At 74.7% G+C, this 16,897-nt stretch carries 15 protein-coding genes; 2 read left to right on the plus strand and 13 right to left on the minus strand.

Translation table 11 applies throughout. The features are described from left to right. Window positions 1-23: 23 nt before the first annotated feature. Window positions 24-599 (minus strand): hypothetical protein, encoded by a 576-nt coding sequence (locus ACFU5J_RS13740; protein ID WP_430579075.1) that lies wholly within the window; start codon window positions 597-599, stop codon window positions 24-26. A 138-nt stretch (window positions 600-737) separates the two neighbouring features. Continuing rightward, window positions 738-1,805 (minus strand): 3-deoxy-7-phosphoheptulonate synthase, encoded by a 1,068-nt coding sequence (locus ACFU5J_RS13745; RefSeq protein ID WP_430579076.1) that lies wholly within the window; start codon window positions 1,803-1,805, stop codon window positions 738-740. A 552-nt stretch (window positions 1,806-2,357) separates the two neighbouring features. On the opposite strand from ACFU5J_RS13745, the gene ACFU5J_RS13750 reads away from it, so the two are divergent. Further along, a complete protein-coding gene (locus ACFU5J_RS13750; RefSeq protein WP_430576758.1) occupies window positions 2,358-4,667 on the plus strand; it encodes an immune inhibitor A domain-containing protein in 2,310 nt (769 codons plus the stop codon). A 66-nt stretch (window positions 4,668-4,733) separates the two neighbouring features. Here the strand turns inward: ACFU5J_RS13750 and ACFU5J_RS13755 are convergent, their stop codons facing one another. The 8 genes from ACFU5J_RS13755 to ACFU5J_RS13790 all read right to left on the minus strand — a co-directional run bounded on the left by ACFU5J_RS13755 (window position 4,734) and on the right by ACFU5J_RS13790 (window position 11,308). Further along, the gene (locus tag ACFU5J_RS13755) at window positions 4,734-5,465 is read right to left on the minus strand and encodes a glutamine amidotransferase (RefSeq protein ID WP_430579077.1); all 732 of its coding nucleotides are present in this window, start codon (window positions 5,463-5,465) and stop codon (window positions 4,734-4,736) included. After that, window positions 5,462-6,430: a bile acid:sodium symporter family protein gene (locus ACFU5J_RS13760; RefSeq protein ID WP_430576760.1), complete on the minus strand. Its 969-nt coding sequence runs from the start codon at window positions 6,428-6,430 to the stop codon at window positions 5,462-5,464. Before ACFU5J_RS13760 ends, ACFU5J_RS13755 begins: the two co-directional genes overlap by 4 nt. 117 nt (window positions 6,431-6,547) lie before the next feature. Continuing rightward, entirely contained in the window at window positions 6,548-7,357 is an 810-nt protein-coding gene (locus ACFU5J_RS13765; protein WP_430579078.1) for an ABC transporter permease, read from the minus strand. Then, the gene (locus ACFU5J_RS13770; RefSeq protein WP_430576762.1) at window positions 7,354-8,337 is read right to left on the minus strand and encodes an ABC transporter ATP-binding protein; all 984 of its coding nucleotides are present in this window, start codon (window positions 8,335-8,337) and stop codon (window positions 7,354-7,356) included. Before ACFU5J_RS13770 ends, ACFU5J_RS13765 begins: the two co-directional genes overlap by 4 nt. Window positions 8,338-8,374: 37 nt before the next feature. After that, on the minus strand, window positions 8,375-9,139 hold the full coding sequence (locus tag ACFU5J_RS13775; protein WP_430579079.1) for a hypothetical protein: 765 nt from the start codon (window positions 9,137-9,139) through the stop codon (window positions 8,375-8,377). Between the two features lie 5 nt (window positions 9,140-9,144). Beyond that, complete coding sequence (locus tag ACFU5J_RS13780) at window positions 9,145-9,921, minus strand: hypothetical protein (RefSeq protein ID WP_430579080.1); 777 nt, start codon at window positions 9,919-9,921, stop codon at window positions 9,145-9,147. Next, complete coding sequence (locus ACFU5J_RS13785) at window positions 9,918-10,922, minus strand: ATP-binding cassette domain-containing protein (RefSeq protein ID WP_430579081.1); 1,005 nt, start codon at window positions 10,920-10,922, stop codon at window positions 9,918-9,920. The genes ACFU5J_RS13780 and ACFU5J_RS13785 overlap by 4 nt, the downstream gene beginning before the upstream one ends. Beyond that, the gene (locus ACFU5J_RS13790; protein ID WP_430576766.1) at window positions 10,919-11,308 is read right to left on the minus strand and encodes a GntR family transcriptional regulator; all 390 of its coding nucleotides are present in this window, start codon (window positions 11,306-11,308) and stop codon (window positions 10,919-10,921) included. Before ACFU5J_RS13790 ends, ACFU5J_RS13785 begins: the two co-directional genes overlap by 4 nt. A gap of 152 nt (window positions 11,309-11,460) precedes the next feature. Between ACFU5J_RS13790 and ACFU5J_RS13795 the strand changes: the two genes are divergently transcribed. Then, window positions 11,461-12,267, plus strand: coding sequence for an alpha/beta fold hydrolase (locus ACFU5J_RS13795; RefSeq protein WP_430579082.1), 807 nt, complete (start codon window positions 11,461-11,463; stop codon window positions 12,265-12,267). Window positions 12,268-12,345: 78 nt separating this feature from the next. On the opposite strand, the gene ACFU5J_RS13800 is transcribed toward ACFU5J_RS13795, so the two are convergent. From ACFU5J_RS13800 to ACFU5J_RS13810, 3 genes are all read right to left on the minus strand, one after another. Beyond that, window positions 12,346-13,467 (minus strand): aspartate-semialdehyde dehydrogenase, encoded by a 1,122-nt coding sequence (locus tag ACFU5J_RS13800; protein WP_430576768.1) that lies wholly within the window; start codon window positions 13,465-13,467, stop codon window positions 12,346-12,348. A 7-nt stretch (window positions 13,468-13,474) separates the two neighbouring features. Then, window positions 13,475-14,779: an aspartate kinase gene (locus ACFU5J_RS13805; RefSeq protein ID WP_430576769.1), complete on the minus strand. Its 1,305-nt coding sequence runs from the start codon at window positions 14,777-14,779 to the stop codon at window positions 13,475-13,477. 107 nt (window positions 14,780-14,886) lie between these two features. After that, window positions 14,887-16,887 carry a BTAD domain-containing putative transcriptional regulator gene (locus tag ACFU5J_RS13810; RefSeq protein WP_430579083.1) on the minus strand — a complete coding sequence of 667 codons (2,001 nt, stop codon included), beginning with the start codon at window positions 16,885-16,887 and terminating at the stop codon, window positions 14,887-14,889. Between the last annotated feature and the right edge of the window lie 10 nt (window positions 16,888-16,897).

Below are 16,897 nucleotides of genomic sequence, written 5' to 3' on the forward strand. Positions count from 1 at the left end.
GGCGCGCGTCACGCGGCGTCCCGTCAGCTCGGGCAGAGCTCCTGCACCTGGTTGCGGAACTCGTCGGAGCCGCTGTCGAGCCCGCTGAGCCAGAGGCTCTTCTCGAGGTCGATCTCCGTGTCGCGGGAGATCCCCAGCGCGCGGACCCTGACGGGCGCCGAGTCCACACCCATCCGGGCCTCGCCGTCGATCGGGACGCCGTCGTCCCACGGCCAGCCGACGACCCACAGCGTGGCCTCGCGTCCGGGCGGGATGACCACCCGGTCGGAGGTCTCCGCCGCGGACGGGGCCCCGTCCTTGGCGGACATGAAGGGGTCGCTCGGGCCCCGAGCCAGCGGCTCGAACCGGAAGACGTCCGGCCGCAGGCTCGTCACCTCGACGGGCCAGCGGGCGTCGCTGCGCACCGTCTGCTCGGCCACGACGGGCTCGTCCCGCGCGAAGAGCGCCCAGAAGTCGTCGTCCGGGAAGGAGCACTGGTCCTCGTGGCCCGCCGGGCCGACCGAGGAGAACGACCCGGCCCGGACCGCGGTGGTCGCCGACAGCGCCCACCAGACGGCGACGGCGGCGACCACGACGGCGAGCCCCCCGAGGATCAGCACGGTCGAGCGTCGGACCCTGGTCGGCCGCGGTGGCCCGTCGTCGCGCACGACGGGAGCATAGGCCCGCGCGTGCGCGCGCGACCACCGTTCCCGCCGGCGCGGGCCGGCGTCGGCCCCGGCCGGCGGGAACGCCCGGCCTCAGCCCTCCCGGCGCGCGCGGACGGCGGCGGCGAGGGTGCCGAGCAGGTCGGCGGTGGTGTCCCAGTCGAGGCACGAGTCCGTCACGGACTGGCCGTAGACGAGCCCCTCGAGCGGGCCGGGCTTCTGCGCCCCCGCCACCAGGAAGCTCTCCATCATCAGGCCCGTGACGTCGCGGTCCCCCTCGGCCAGGCGCGCGGCGATCTCGCGCACGACCTCCGCCTGCCGCACGTGGTCCTTGCCGGAGTTGCCGTGCGACGCGTCCACCACGACGCCCGCCTCCACGGCCCCGCCGAGGCCGGACGTGCGCGCCACCGCCAGCGCGTCCGCCACGTCCTTCGCGCCGTAGTTCGGGCCGCCGCGCCCGCCCCGCAGGATGACGTGGCAGTCCGGGTTGCCCGTGGTCTCGACCGCCGCCGCGCGCCCCTCGGCGTCCGCCCCGAAGAAGGTGTGCTCGCTCGCCGCCGTGATGCAGCCGTCGACGGCGATCTGCACGTCGCCGTCCGTCGCGTTCTTGAACCCGACCGGCATCGACAGGCCGGACGCCAGCTGGCGGTGCACCTGCGACTCCGCGTTGCGCGCGCCGATCGCGCCCCACGTCACCGCGTCCGCGATGTACTGCGGGCTGGTGGGCTCCAGGAACTCGCACGCGGCGGGCACGCCCGCGTCGAGCACGCCCAGCAGCACCTCGCGCGCCAGGCGCAGGCCGTGGTGCACGTCGTGGGACCCGTCCAGGTGCGGGTCGTTGATGAGGCCCTTCCAGCCCACCGTGGTGCGCGGCTTCTCGAAGTACACGCGCATCACGACGACCAGGTCCTCGGACAGCTCGCGCGCCACCGGGGCCAGCCGGCGGGCGTAGTCCAGCGCCGCCGCCGGGTCGTGCACGGAGCAGGGCCCGACGATGACGAGGAGGCGGTCGTCCTCGCCGCGCAGCACGTCGCGCACCTCGCGGCGGGACGTCGTGACGAGGTCGCTGCGGGGGGTGCCGAGCGGCAGCTCGCGGCGCATCACGCCGGGCGCGGGCAGCGGGTCGAGCGCGCGGACCCGCAGGTCGGAGGTCTCTGCCATCAGGTCAGTATGCGGCCGGCCGGTATCGGACGGTGCGGTGCGGGCGGAGGCGGGGGTGGTGGTGCTCATCGCGGGGCTCCTGGAGGGTGGTGTCGGCGGCGCGGCGGTCGGGGGTGGGGGCTCGGCGTCGTCGTCGCGACATCTGCTCGAACCGTGGGTCCATGCCCGACCGGAGCGGCCCGTCTGACGACGAAGGGCCCCGGACGCGCGATGCGTCCCAGGCCCTGTGCTGGCTCCGGAGTGGGTGTCGGTCAGGCGTCAGCCCGCCGAGCTCCTACCGGAGCCGGCGTAAAGCGCCAATACCAACGGGTGTTCACGACGACGACGGTACGACGGCCCCCGCCGCGTCGTCCACTCGCGTCCAGCATCCGGGCGCGAGCCCGGAGGCCCGGAATCCCGCGCCTCGACACGCCACACGTTCGTCGAGCGGGTGAAACGTGATTCTGGTTACCTGTGCTTCGCCACAGTTCACCCGGGCGCACAGGAGCGCCCGGGCGTGACGGTGCCCGGCCACGACGGCCGGGTCGCTCCGACACCCCTGGAGGAAACACCGTGAGAGCACGCACCACCAGCGCGTTCGGCGCCGCGGGAGCACTGCTGACCGCCGCCGTCCTCGCGCCCGGCCTGGCCGTCGCGGCACCCGCGGCCGACGCCCCACCGTCCGACCCCGCGGCGCACGTCAAGGAGGACAACCGCCCGGACCCGCTCGCCGAGAAGCGCACCGCGCTCAAGCAGGAGGCCGTCGACCGCGTCGCCCAGGGCGACGCCGTGGTCCAGACGCGTGGCAAGGGAGCCAACACGTCGAAGTCGGTCAAGGTCGGCAAGAACCAGTGGGTCGAGTACCAGACCGAGCAGACCGCTCAGCTGCTCACCTTCCTCGTCGACTTCGGCGACAAGGCAGACCCCCGCTTCCCCGACGCCCCGGCGACCGGCCCGAAGCACAACGAGATCCCCGAGCCCACCCGCAGCGACAACTCCACCTATTGGGAGGACGACTTCTCCCAGGAGCACTACAAGGAGATGTTCTTCACCGGGCTGGAGGACCAGGGCGGCGAGTCGTTCGCCGGCGTCTACGACGAGATGTCGTCGGGCCGGTTCGACCTGAAGGGCGACGTCTCCGACTGGGTGACCGTGCCCAACAACTCGGCGTCGTACGGGCAGACCGAGTCCAACCAGGACATGACCCGGTTCGTGCAGGACGCCGCGGACGCCTGGTACGCCGACCAGATCGCGAAGGGCAAGACGAAGGACCAGATCGACGCCTATCTGCAGTCGTTCGACGTCTGGGACCGCTACGACGTCGACGGCGACGGCGTCTTCGACGAGCCCGACGGCTACATCGACCACTTCCAGGCGATCCACGCCGGCGAGGGCGAGGAGGCCGGCGCACCCGAGTCGGCCATCTGGTCCCACCGCTGGGCGGTCAACCCGCTGGGCACGAACGGCCCGGCCGAGTTCCCGAAGATCGGCGGCATCAAGATCGGCGACTCCGACGTCTGGATCCGTGACTACACCACGGAGCCGGAGAACGGCGGGCTCGGCGTCTTCGCGCACGAGTTCGGCCACGACCTCGGCCTGCCGGACTACTACGACACCGAGGGCGGGGACAACGGCACGGCGTTCTGGAACCTCATGAGCTCGGGCTCCTGGCTCGGCCACGGGGACGGCACCATCGGCACGACGCCGAACCACATGGGCGCCACCGAGAAGATGTTCCTCGGCTGGCTGGACTACGCGACCGTCGACCAGGGCGAGCGCGCCACCGTCAAGCTCGGCCCGTCGTACCACGCGACGACGAAGCCGCAGGCCGTGGTGGTGAACCTGCCGGACGGCACGAGGAGCGTCGACCTCGGCGTCGATCCCTACGACGGCCAGTTCGCCTACTCCGGCACGGGCAGCAACGCGAACTACACGCTGGCCTCGCCGTCCTTCACCGTGCCCGCCGGGGCGTCGCTGACCGCCAAGGTGCAGTACGAGATCGAGGAGGGCTACGACCACGCCTTCGCCGAGGTCTCGACCGACGGCGGCGGCACGTGGAAGTCGCTGCAGACGAACCTGTCCGACGCCGACGCCAACGGCGGCATCTCGGGCGACTCGGGCAAGGCGTGGGTGGACCTCACCGCCGACCTCGGCGCCTACGCCGGGCAGAGCGCCCAGGTCCGGTTCCGCTACCAGAGCGACGGCGGCCTCAACCTGCTGGGCCTGCTGGTCGACGACGTGGCCGTGGGGAGCGCGCTGACGGAGGACTTCTCCGACGGGCTCGCCGGCTGGACGAACGACGGGTTCAGCGCGATCAAGGCCGACGGCACGTACGACGTCGACTTCTCGCACTACTACGTGGCGGAGAACCGGCAGTACGTCGGCTACGACACGACCCTGAAGGAGGGCCCGTACAACTTCGGCTGGACCCTCACGAAGCCGAACACCGTGGAGCACTTCCCGTACCAGGACGGCATGCTCGTCTGGTACGTCAACAGCTTCTACGGCGACAACAACACGTCGCAGCACCCGGGCGGCGGGCAGGCCCTGCCGGTCGACGCGAACGCGCAGGCGCTGCGGTGGTCGGACGGCACGGTCGCCCGCAACCGCATCCAGGCGTTCGACGCGACCTTCGGCCTCGGCAAGTCCGACGCGTTCACCCTGCACCGGGAGACCCCGGCGGGCATGACGACGCTGCGCACCTGGTCGAAGACGGCCGAGAACGTCTTCGACGACACGGACCCGAACGCCTACTACGACGCGTCGAACCCCTGGGGCTCGGTCGTCGTGGGCGGCACGGGCACCAAGATCACGGTGAAGTCCGTGAACAAGAACAACGGCGTGATGACCCTGAACGTCACCACGCCCCGTTCGCACAAGTAGGAACCTGTCGGAGCCACGTCGGGCCGCGGCCCGACGTGGCTCCGACGCGTCCGGGGTCGGCGGGGGTCAGCGGGCGTAGCGGGACACGAAGTTCCGCAGGATGCGCATCGGCTCGGTGACCTGGTGCTGCCGGGAGCGCGCCACGATCCGGTCGCCCTCGTCGGGCGGGAAGTACCCGTACGACCGGTACACCTCGACCCGCTGCTCGATGCCGGCGAGGTCGAGCTCGGGGTGGAACTGCGTGGCGTAGAGGTTCCGGCGCACGCGGAACATCTGCACGGGCGCGTCGGCGGACCGGGCGAGCAGCGTGGCCGACGGCGGCAGGACGCTCACGGCCTCCTTGTGGCCCAGGTAGGCGGTGAACCGGGCGGGCAGGCCGGCGAGGAGGGGGTCCGCGAGCCCCTCCGGGGTCAGCTCGATCTCCGCCGGGCCGACGGGCTCGGGGTAGGTGCCGTCGACGACGCCGCCCTGGTGCGTGCCGAGGGTCCCGACGCCGTAGCAGGCGCCGAGGAACGGGAAGTCGTGCTCCACGAGCTCGTCGAGCAGCGCGGCCATCTCCCGCTCGACGCGGCGCTGGGTGCCCGACTTCTCGGCCTCAGGGTCGGAAGAGTTGAACGGGCCGCCGCCGACGATCACCCCCGACAGCTCGTCGAGGTCGACCTGCGGCAGGGGGTCGCGCTCGAGGCGCACGCGGCGCAGGGACCTGGCGTCCAGGCCGGAGTACCGGAGCACGGCGTCGAACTCCCCGTCCGCGGCCACGTCCTCGGCGCGGGTGCCGAGGAACAGGAACGGCCTCACGGCCGCACGCCCGACGGTCGCGCGGCGGCGCGCCGGTCGTCCGCCGCCACGGGGCGGCGCGCCCAGAACGACGCGAGCGCCGACCCGGAGACGTTGTGCCACACGGAGAACAGGGCCGCGGGCAGCGCCGCCGCGGGCGTGAAGTACTGGGTGGCGAGGCTGGCCGCGAGGCCGGAGTTCTGCATCCCGACCTCGACGCTGACGGCCCGCCGCGACGCCTCGTCCAGGCGGGCGAGGCGGGCGGCGCCGTACCCGAGCAGCAGACCGAGGCCGTTGTGCAGGATGACGGCGAGCGCCACGAGGACGCCGGTCCCGAGGACGGCGTCGGCGTTGGCGGCGACGATGCCGGCCACCACGACGACGATCCCCGCGACGGACACGAGCGGCAGGTACGGCAGCATGTAGCGCTCCACCAGCCCGCCGGCGAACGTCCGCACCAGCAGCCCGGCGAGCACCGGGAAGAGCACGATCTGCAGGATCGACGTGACCAGCGAGCCGTAGGTGACGTCGAGCGCGGAGCCGGCGAGCCACAGCACCAGCGCCGGCGTGAGCACGGGGGCGAGCAGCGTCGACACGGACGTCAGCGCGACGGACAGGGCGGTGTCGCCCTTCGCCAGGTAGACGATGACGTTGGACGCCGTCCCGCCGGGCGCGGCGCCGACGAGGATCATGCCGATCATTGCGTCGCCCTCGAGGCCGAACAGGTGCCCGATCGCCCACGCCAGCGACGGCATGATCGTGAACTGCGCGACCACGCCCAGCAGCACCGCCCACGGCCGCCGGGCGACGAGGCCGAAGTCGGAGCCCCGCAGCGTGAGCCCCATGCCGAACATGATGATCCCGAGGAACAGCGGCGTCTGTGCGGCGATGGGCGCGAGCGCCGTCGGGGCGAGCAGCCCCGCGACCCCGCCCAGCACCACGAGCACCGCGAACCATCTGCCGGCCAGCTCTGCCACTCTGCGCATCCGCCGCACGTTACCCGCCCGCGGCACCGCCCTGCCCGCTCCTCCGTCGTCGACGGCGGCACGAACCACCCTCCCGCCCGACCCCGGCCACGAGCCCGACGAGAACCCGACGAGAACTCACGTCCAGCGGAACACCCGCACCGCGACGGGCAGCAGCACCGCCGTCCACACCACCATGACGAGGCACTGCAGCAGGGGGAATCCGGACTCGAACCACCCGGTGGTCATGGCCTGCGCGGCGGCGCCCAGCGGCGTGAACTGCCCGATCTGGCGCAGCACCTCGGGCATGATCGGCCCGGGGGTCCACAGGCCGGCGAGCAGGAGCATCGGGAAGTAGAGCGACATGGCGACGGCGTTCGCGGCGGACGCGCGGGGCGCGAGCGCGGCGACGAGCATCCCGAGCGAGAACATGGCGCACAGCCCGAGGACGAACGCGAGGAGCACGACGCCGAGGTGCTGCGGGACGGCGACGCCGAACGCGAGCTGCGCGACGACGAGCGCGAGCGCGACACCCACGACCGTGGTGCCGACGTTGATGAGCAGGTGGCTCGCGACGATCCCCTGCGGCCGCATCGGCGTCGTCGAGAGCCGGCGCAGCACGCCCTTCTCGCGGTAGGTCGCGATGGTCACCGGCATGACGGTGAGGGACGCGGTGCCGACGGCCATGGCGATGACGGTGGGCAGGTACGTGGCGATCGGGGTGAGCCCGTACCAGACGGACGACGGCGGGGCGTCGGTGATGGGGTCGCGCATGCCGGGGATGGCGAAGCCGACGCCGACGAGGATGAGGGTCGGGAAGAGGATCCCGAAGAACGGCGCGGCGAAGTCGCGGAGCCACACCCGGGTCTCGGTGGTGAGCAGGCGACCGAACCCGCGCCAGGCGCGGCCGGCGGGCCGGGCGGGTGCGGTGGGGACGGCGGTGGTCATGACGGGGCTCCTTCGGTGGCGAGGGCGGGCGCGGCCTCGGGGTCGTAGGTGCGCCCGGTGACGGCGAGGAAGACGTCCTCCAGCGAGCGCGTGACGGTGCGGACGTCGTCGGGGACGAGGTCGGCCGCGGCGAGGGCGGGGACGAGGGAGAACAGCACGCGGCGGCTGCCGGAGACGGCCACCTCGGCGGGCGCGCCGTCCACGCCCTCGACGCGGTGCACGTCGGGGTCGCGCTCGGCGAGGGACTCGAGGGCGGCGCGACCGCGGTCGACGTCGTGGGTAGCGAAGCGCACGACGACGGTGCGGCCGCCCTCGAGCCCGTCGATGAGCTCGGTGGGCGTGCCCTCGGCGACGACGCGACCGGCGTCGATGACGACGAGGCGGTCGCAGAGCCGCTCGGCCTCCTCCATGAAGTGCGTGACGAGCAGGATGGTGACGCCGGTGGCCCGCACGCGTTCCACGAGGTCCCAGGTGGCGCGCCGCGCCTGCGGGTCGAGGCCGGTGGTGAGCTCGTCCAGGATGGCGATGCGCGGGTTGCCCACGAGGGCGAGCGCGATCGACAGCCGCTGCTTCTGCCCGCCGGAGAGCCGGGCGAACTGCTTGCCGGCGTGCTCGGTGAGGTCGAGCAGGCGCAGGAGCTCGGCCGGGTCGGCGGGGTCCTCGTAGAACCCGGCGAACAGCTCGAGCGCCTCGCCCACGGTGATCTTGTCGTGCAGCGTGGCCTCCTGGAGCTGCACGCCCAGGATGTCCCGCACGCCGGCGGGGTCGCGCTGCGTGTCGATGCCGTGCACGCGCACGGTGCCGCCGTCGGCGTCACGCAGGCCGGCGAGCGTCTCGACGGTGGTGGTCTTCCCGGCCCCGTTGGGGCCGAGGATCCCGAAGATCTCGCCTTCCGCGACGCTGAACGACACGTCGTCGACGGCGACCTTCGGTCCGTACGTCTTGCGGAGGTGCTGCACCTCCACCACGGGAGCGGCCATGTCGGGCCTCCTTCGTTGTGATCGGTCGGTGGGCTGGTCAGGGGCGGAGCGGGACGGCGTGGAGCATCCGTGCCGCGACGACGGCGGCGAGGGCCGCGGCGAGCAGGGTGCCGCCGACGGTGGCGACGACGCCGACGGCGACGGAGTCGTAGCCGCCGCGCAGCGGGAGGCCGAACAGGCCGGTGCGGGTGGCGAGGTCCGCCAGGGCGGCCGGGACGAGGAGCGGCAGGACGAGCAGGGCACCGCGCCACACGCCCGCCCGGCGGAAGCCGGCGATGACGGCCGTCCCGACGAGGAGGTAGGTGACGACGACCAGCGACTCGCCGACCACCAGGACGACGACGCCCGTGACCGTGTCGACGCCCAGCGGCGCGGCGGTGCCCTGCCAGTACCGGCCGAGGTCGGCGTAGACGGCCCTCTCGGCCAGGGCGAGGGCCGCCGCGAGGACGCCGAGCACGGGGCCTGCGATCAGCGCTGCGCGGAGGCCGCCCTCGACGACCGACCGGCGGGTGCCGCCGGCCGCGACGTGCAGGGTGAGCGTGGTCGCCGTCGTGAGGACGCCGACGCCGAGCGCCACCCACCGCACGGGTCCGCCGGCGGCGTCGTGGACGAGGCCGTCCGCCTCGCCGCCCCAGCGCTCGACGATCACCGGCAGGGTGAGCACCAGGGCGGCCCAGCCGGCCCAGAACCCCACGCCGGCGAAGGCGAGCGTGCGCAGGTACCGGCGACGGGTCGCTCGCACGGCGTGGCGGTGCAGGGCGCTGGCGGGCGCCTCGGCGGCGGGGGTCGTGGTGGTGGTCATGGCGCTCACCCCGCCGGCCGCAGGCGCACGGCGCGCACCTGCCACCAGAACCAGCCGACGGCCAGGGCCAGCACGACGAGCGCCTGGACGAGGCCGAGGGCGACCGGGGCCTGGTCGCCGCCGAGCCCGAGGGTGCCGAACGCGTCGGAGAAGGTCCCCAGGCGGGTGGCGTGGTCGACCAGGACGACGAGGACGAAGCCGGGCACGAGGAGCGCGGTGCCCGTCCAGACGCCGTGCGTGCGGTAGGCGGCCTGGGCCGCCATCCCGACGAGCATGTACACGACGACGCCGATCGCCTCGGCCACGCCGGTCACGACCACCCACGCGCCGCCGGCGTCCAGCCCGCTGCCGAGCTGGTCCCACGACCAGCCGAGCGCGCCGAAGAGGCCGCGCTCGACGAGCAGCAGCACCGCGTACGCCAGGCCGAAGGCGACCCCCGCGACGAGCGCGGCGGCCAGCGCCCCGCCGTACATCGAGCGGCGGGTGCCACCCGCGGCCAGGTGCGGCACGGTGAGCCCCGAGAGGGCGATCATGCCCAGGGAGAGGGCGAACCACGACGCCGCGTACTCCGCGCCCGTCATCACTCCCCCGCCCATGACCCCGCCGGCCTGGCGGACCACCAGGGGCACGGCCACGGAGACGACGAGGAAGAGGCCCCAGAAGCCGGAGCCCAGCAGGAGCGACGCCGACCCGACGGACCGGGCGACGCGGCGCGTGCCGCGGGACTGCGCTCGCGCCACGAAGGCGTCGCGCTCGGCGCGCGTGACGGTGGCGGCGCTCATCGGGGCTCCCCCGTCCGGCTCTGGGTGGTTCGGGTCGTGGCGGCGGGCGCGGCGTGGCCGTCGTCGTCCCGCGGCTGGGTGAGGCGCACGAACAGGTCCTGCAGCGGCAGCGACCCGATCTCGACGCCCACGGCGCGGGCCGCGGCGGCGGCCCCCTCGTCGGGCGCGCCCTCGATCGTCACCTGCACGGTGGCGCCGAGGCGCTGGCGGTGCAGCTCGCGGCGGCCCGCGGCCAGCTCCTCGACCGCCGCGACGGGGCCGGTGAGGCTGAACCCGCGCGCCTGCATGTCCTCCGCCGGCTCGGCGAGGAGCACGCGGCCGCGGTGCAGCACGACGACGTCCTCGAAGAGACGCTCGACCTCCTCGACCAGGTGGCTCGACAGCAGGATGGTGCGGGGGTGCTCGGCGTAGTCGGCGAGGATCTCGTCATAGAACGCGTACCGCGTGGGGGCGTCCATGCCGAGGTAGACCTCGTCGAGGATGGTCAGCGGCGCGCGGGCCGCGAGGCCGATGGTGGCGCCGACGGCGGACCGCTTGCCGCGCGACAGGGCGGTCGGCTTCTTGCGGGGGTCCACCTCGAACAGGTCGAGCAGCCGGCCGGCCAGGTCGGCGTCCCAGTAGGGGCGCAGGTCGGCGTAGTACGTCAGCGTGGTCGCGACGCGCTCCTCCTCCATGAGGTCGCCGCTCTCGCGCACCAGCTGGACGTTGGCGGTGGCCCACGGGTTCTCCCACGGGTCCTCCATGAGCTCGCCGGGGCCCACGCGGACCGTGCCCGAGGTGGGCCGGTTGAACGCCGCGAGCAGCGACAGCAGCGTGGACTTGCCCGCGCCGTTGCGGCCGAGGATCCCGGTGATGACGCCGGGTCGCAGGTCCAGGGTGACGCCGTCCAGCGCGGTGCCGGCGTCGTTCTTGACGGTCGTGCCCTCCGCGGTCATGCGGCGCTGGGCTCCGAACCGGACGACGACGTCGTCGAGACGGGCGCCGAAGGGTGCGGGGGTCATGACTCCTCCGTGGTGGTCGTGGGCTTGCGGTGGCCGTTGGTGCCGAGCACGTAGGCGACGAGCTCGTCGGTCGAGATGCCGAGGATGTCGGCCTGCGCGAGCGCGGGGGCGAGCACCTCGTCGAAGTAGGCGGTGCGGTGGTGCTCCAGCAGCCGCTCGCGCGCCCCGGGGGCGACGAACATGCCCAGGCCGCGGCGCTTGTACAGGACGCCCTCGTCGACCAGGCCGGCGAAGGCCTTGGCGGCGGTGGCGGGGTTGATGCGGAACGTCGTGGCGAACTGGGTGGTCGACATGACCTGCTCCTCCTCCGCGAGCTCACCGGCGAGCACCTGCGCGCGGATCATCTGGGCGATCTGCACGTAGATGGGTTCGGGTCCGTCGAACACGCGGACCTCCTCACACAGGTTCAGTGGTTCAGGGGTTCATTACTCGACTAATGAACCATAGGTCCTCCGGTGCGCGCAACCCCTCCAGGACGAGTTCCCCCGCGCGGGGCGGAGGACCGGCATGCCCGGCCGAACCGGGGGACGCTCGGACCATGACCGGAACCCGCCGCCGCGACGCAGTCGTCGCCGGCATCCACGTCGTCGTCGACGGCCCGCCCGACGCCCCGCCGATGCTGCTGGTCCACGGCTCGGGGGCCACCGCGGCGTCCTGGTCCCCGGTGCTGCCCGGGCTCGCCGCCGCGCACCGGGTCGTCGCGGTGGACCTGCCCGGCTGCGGCCGCTCCCCGCGGGCCCCGGCCTACGACGTCCCCGCGCAGGCCGACCGCGTCGCGGCGCTGCTGGACGAGCTGGGCGTCGCGCGGCCGACCGTCGTGGGGCACTCCAGCGGCGGCTACGTCGCGACGGCGCTCGCCGAACGGAGGCCGGACCTGGTGGGCGGGCTGGTGCTGGTCAGCACCGGCCCGGCGCCGGACGCGATGCTCCCGGAGGCGGCGGCGGTGCGCGTCCTCATGGGGCGCCCGTTCGGGCCTCTCGTGTGGCCGCTGCGCACCACCGGGATGCTGCGACGAGGGATCCGGTCGGTGACCGCGCGGCCGGTCGACGTGCCCGACGGCTTCCTCGCCGACGTGCGCCGCACGCGGTACGCGGACTTCCGCCGGGTCATGGCGGGCTACGCCGCCTACCTCGCCGACCGGCCGGTGCCGGAGCGGGTCGCCGCGCTCGGCGTCCGGCTGCTCGTGGTCTTCGGCGACGCGGACCCGCGGTGGGACCCCGCGTCGGCCCGGCGGTACGCCGCCGTCCCGGGCGCCCGGCTGGAGTACCTGCCCGGCGTCGGGCACGTCGCCATGCTCGAGGACCCCGAGGGCCTCACCCGGCTGCTCCTCGCCGGCGCGGCCTGACGTTCCACCGCCGGAGACGCGACGGGGCCCGGCGACGATCGCTCGTCGCCGGGCCCCGTGAACCGCGGGCCGGGCCGGTCAGGCCGTGGCGGACTCCGCCTCGGCGGCGTCGACGTCGTCGAACGCGGCCAGCTCGGCCAGGTCCGCCGCGACGATCTCCGCGATCTGCACGGCGTTGAGCGCCGCGCCCTTGCGCAGGTTGTCGTTGGACACGAACAGCACGAGGCCGCGCCCGCCGGGCACGGACTGGTCGGTGCGGATGCGCCCGACGAACGACGGGTCGGCGCCCGCCGCGGCCAGCGGCGTCGGGACGTCCGCGAGCTCCACGCCCGGCGCGGCGGCCAGCAGCTCGCGCGCCCGCTCGGGGGTGATCGCCGAGCCGAACTCGGCGTGGATCGCCAGCGAGTGACCGGTGAAGACCGGGACCCGCACGCAGGTGCCGGCCACCGCGAGGTCGGGCAGGCCGAGGATCTTGCGCGACTCGTTGCGGAGCTTCTGCTCCTCGTCGGTCTCGCCCGAGCCGTCGTCCACGAGGTTGCCCGCCAGCGGCAGCACGTCGAACGCGATCGGCGCCACGTACTTGTCCGGCTCCGGGAACGTCACGGCCCCGCCCGAGTGCGCGAGGCCCTCGAGGTCGCCGGCCACGGCGGCGCGCGCCTGGTCGGCCAGCTCCTTGACCCCGCCGACGCCCGAGCCCGACACCGCCTGGTAGGTCGCGACCCGCAGGCGCTCCAGCCCGGCCTCGTCGGCCAGCGGCTTGAGCACCGGCATCGCGGCCATCGTGGTGCAGTTCGGGTTCGCGACGATGCCCTTCACGGCGTCGCCGATCGCCTCCGGGTTCACCTCGGAGACCACCAGCGGCACCTCGGGGTCGAGGCGCCAGGCGGAGGAGTTGTCGATGACGACGGCGCCCGCCTCGGCGAACCGGGGCGCGTGCTCGCGCGACGTGCCGCCGCCGGCCGAGAAGATCGCGACGTCGACGTCCGCGAGGTCGTCGGTGGCGGTGGCCGCGACGTCCTCGACGACGACGTCCACGCCCTCGAACGGGAGGGTGCTGCCCGCCGAGCGCGCGGACGCGAAGAACCGCAGCTCCTTGACCGGGAAGGCGCGCTCCGCGAGGAGGCGGCGCAGCACGCCGCCGACCTGGCCGGTGGCGCCGACGACGGCGACGTTCACGCCGGTGGTGGTGATCTGTGCCATCAGCGCGTCACCGCCCCGAGCCGGCGTAGACGACGGCCTCGCCGTCGGCGGAGTCCAGGTCGAACGCCGAGTGGATGGCGCGCACGGCGTCGTCCAGGGCGTCCTCGCGGGTCACGACCGAGATGCGGATCTCCGAGGTGGAGATCATCTCGATGTTGATCCCGGCGTCGCGCAGCGCGCCGAACAGCCGCGCCGAGACGCCCGGGTGGGACTTCATGCCCGCCCCGACCAGCGACAGCTTGCCGATCTGGTCGTCGTACTGCAGCGACGCGAACCCGATCTCCTCCTGGAGCGCGTTCAGCGCGGCCAGCGTGGACGGGCTGTCCGCGTGCGGCAGCGTGAACGAGATGTCCGTGAGGCCGGTGTGGGCCGCCGAGACGTTCTGCACGATCATGTCGATGTTCGCGCCCGCGCCGGCCACGACCTCGAAGATGCGGGCCGCGGTGCCGGGCTTGTCCGGCACGCCGACGACGGTGATCTTGGCTTCGCTGCGGTCGTGCGCGACGCCGGAGATGATCGGGGCTTCCATCACTGCCTCCTGCTGGTCGCCCGTGGGGGCGTTCGGGTCGATCGCGTCGCCGTACGTGCCGGTGACGAGGGTGCCGGTGGTGTTGGAGAACGAGCTGCGCACGTGCACGGGCACGTCGTAGCGGCGCGCGTACTCCACCGCGCGCAGGGCCAGGACCTTGGCCCCCGACGCGGCGAGCTCGAGCATCTCCTCGTAGGTGACGCGGTCGATCTTCCGCGCGGCGGGGACGATGCGCGGGTCGGCCGTGAACACGCCGTCCACGTCGGTGTAGATCTCGCAGACGTCGGCGTCGAGGCCGGCGGCGAGCGCGACGGCGGTCGTGTCCGAGCCGCCGCGGCCGAGCGTCGTCACGTCGTTCGACGAGCTCACGCCCTGGAAGCCCGCGACGATCGCGACCTGCCCGCGCTCCACCGTCTCGCGGACGCGGTGCGGCACGACGTCGACGAGCCGGGCGCGCCCGTGCACGGCGTCGGTGATGAGGCCGGCCTGCTGGCCGGTGAAGGACTTCGCCTTCACCCCGAGGTTCGTGATCGCCATCGCGAGCAGGGACATCGAGATGCGCTCACCGGAGGTGAGGAGGATGTCGAGCTCGCGCTGCGGGGGCAGCGGGGTGATCTGCCCGGCGAGGTCGAGGAGCTCGTCCGTGGTGTCGCCCATGGCGCTCACCACGACGACGACGTCGTTCCCCGCCCGCTTGGTCGCCGCGATCCGCTTCGCCACGCGCTTGATGCTGTGGGCGTCGGAGACGGACGATCCGCCGTATTTCTGCACGACTAGTGCCATGTCACAACCTTCTGCTCTACCGGCCTCCGTCTCTCTCAACGGTCCGCCGGGTGCGAGTGCTTGCCCGTCGATGGTAGACGGGGACCGCCCCTCGGACGAGGACCGTCTCAGGTGGTGACCGGCGGGTCGCCCGCGAGGAAGGCGTCCAGCGCCCCGAGGTGGACGGCGACGCTCCCCGCCGAGACCAGCGCGCTGCCCGCCGCCAGCTCGTCCGCGGCGGGCGCCAGCGCCGCCCGCGCACGCCCGGCGACCGTCCGGTCGCCGACCAGCACCGCCGCCTGCCCCGCCAGCACCCACAGCACCTCCGCCAGCAGGCCGGGCGGCGGGTCGGGGACGCCCGCGAGCGCGCGGGCCGCGTCCGCGCCCCTCCCGGCGGCGCGCAGCGCCCACGGCCGGACCCACGGGCGGTACGGGCCCCAGGCGGCGACCGCGTCGGGGTCGGCCGGGTCGCCCGTGGCCCTCGCGAGGGCGCCGGCGTCCGTGCACCCCCGCCCGACGCGCAGGCTCAGGACGGCGAGCGGTTCCAGCCCGGCCTCCAGCCCCTCCATCCCCGCGCCCGGCAGCCGGGCGGCCGCCTCGTGCACGGCACGGACGACGCCGGCGTCCGGCGCGCCCTCGACCGCCTCGCGCACGACGGCGGCCCACGTGACGAGCACCTCGACGAGGGGCCGCTCGTGGTCGGCGGCGAGGAGGCGGGCCGCCTCCGCGTGGCCGGCCGCGCCCGCGACGTCGCCGAGGGCGGTCCGGGCCTGCACACGCACCAGCCGGCCGACGATCTCGTCCGTCGCCAGGCCGGCGCGGGCGGCCACGTCCACGAGCTCGGCGCCCAGCGCGTCCCGGGCGGGGGCCAGCCCGGCCCGCCCCACGGTGTGCAGCACCTGGGCCCCGAGGGCGCGCGCGAGGGTCGCCGGGTCGCCCGTACGGCGCGCGAGGGCGACCGCCTCGCGGGCCGCCTCCGGGCCGCGGCCCCCGCGCGCCCCGCGCAGCTCCGTGGCCAGCCCCGCCAGCAGGCGCGCCCGGGTGCGGTCGGGGGCGTCGGGCCCGAGCTCCCGCAGGGTCCGCTCCGCCACCTGCGCGAGCACCGCCGCCTCGGCCGGGTCGTCGGGCACGGGCCACACGCTCGGCACGTGGACCGCGTCCAGCACGCGGGCCGTCAGGCGCGGGTCGCCACGGCGGTCCGCCGCCCGCACCACCGCGGACCGCTGGTCGCGGGCCTCCGCGAGCCCGCCCGTCACCGCCGCCGAGCCGAGCAGCGTGGCCGACTGCTCGAGCCGGGCCGGTCCCTGGGACGCCGTCCGGGCGAAGGTGTCGGCGGCCCGCGCCCAGAGGTCCGCTCCCGCGCCGTCCTCCTGGCGCAGGATCCGGGCCTCGGCCTCCGCCAGGCGGGGCCCCGGGTCGAGGCCGAGCTCGTCCACGAGCGTGCGCCGCGCGCGGCGGACCACGGCCAGCGCGTCGGCCTGCCGGCCCGCGGCGCGCAGGGCGAGGGCCAGCAGGCGCCAGCCCTCCTCGCGCCACGGCTGCGTCGCCACGTGCCGCTCCAGGCCGGCGACGGCGTCGGCGGGGCTGTCCAGCACGAGCAAGGCCTCCGCGCGTCGCTCGACGGCTCCGAGCCGCAGGTCCTCCAGCCGGGCGCGCTCGGCCGCCGCCCACGCCGCGTCGATGCCCGCGTACGGCTCGCCGCGCCACAGCGCGAGCGCGGCGTCCAGCCCCCGCAGGGCCGTCGCCGCCGGGGCCGCGGCCGCGGCCGACACCAGCCGCTCGGCCGCCCGCGCGTCCACCGCGTCGTCCGGGAGGCGCAGCGCGTAGCCCGGCCCCTGGGTCACCAGCACCCGCGGCGCCGCGCGCGGCGGCCGGTCCGGCTCCAGGGCCCGCCGCAGCGCCGCGACGAAGGTGCGCACCGCGGCCACGGCGCCGTCCGGCGGGTCCTCCCAGAGGTCGTCGACCAGGTCGGTCACCCCCACGACCCGCCCGCGCGCGGCGACGAGGCGCGCGAGCAGCTCCCGGTGCCGCGGCCCGCGCAGGGCCAGCTCGGCGCCGTCCTCGCCCCAGGCCACGACCGGCCCGAGGACGCCGACCGTCACCATCCGCCGCCCCTCCTGCTCATCCATCGCTCATCGG

It is taken from the genome of Isoptericola sp. NPDC057559 (assembly GCF_042801555.1).
Taxonomy (GTDB): domain Bacteria; phylum Actinomycetota; class Actinomycetes; order Actinomycetales; family Cellulomonadaceae; genus Isoptericola.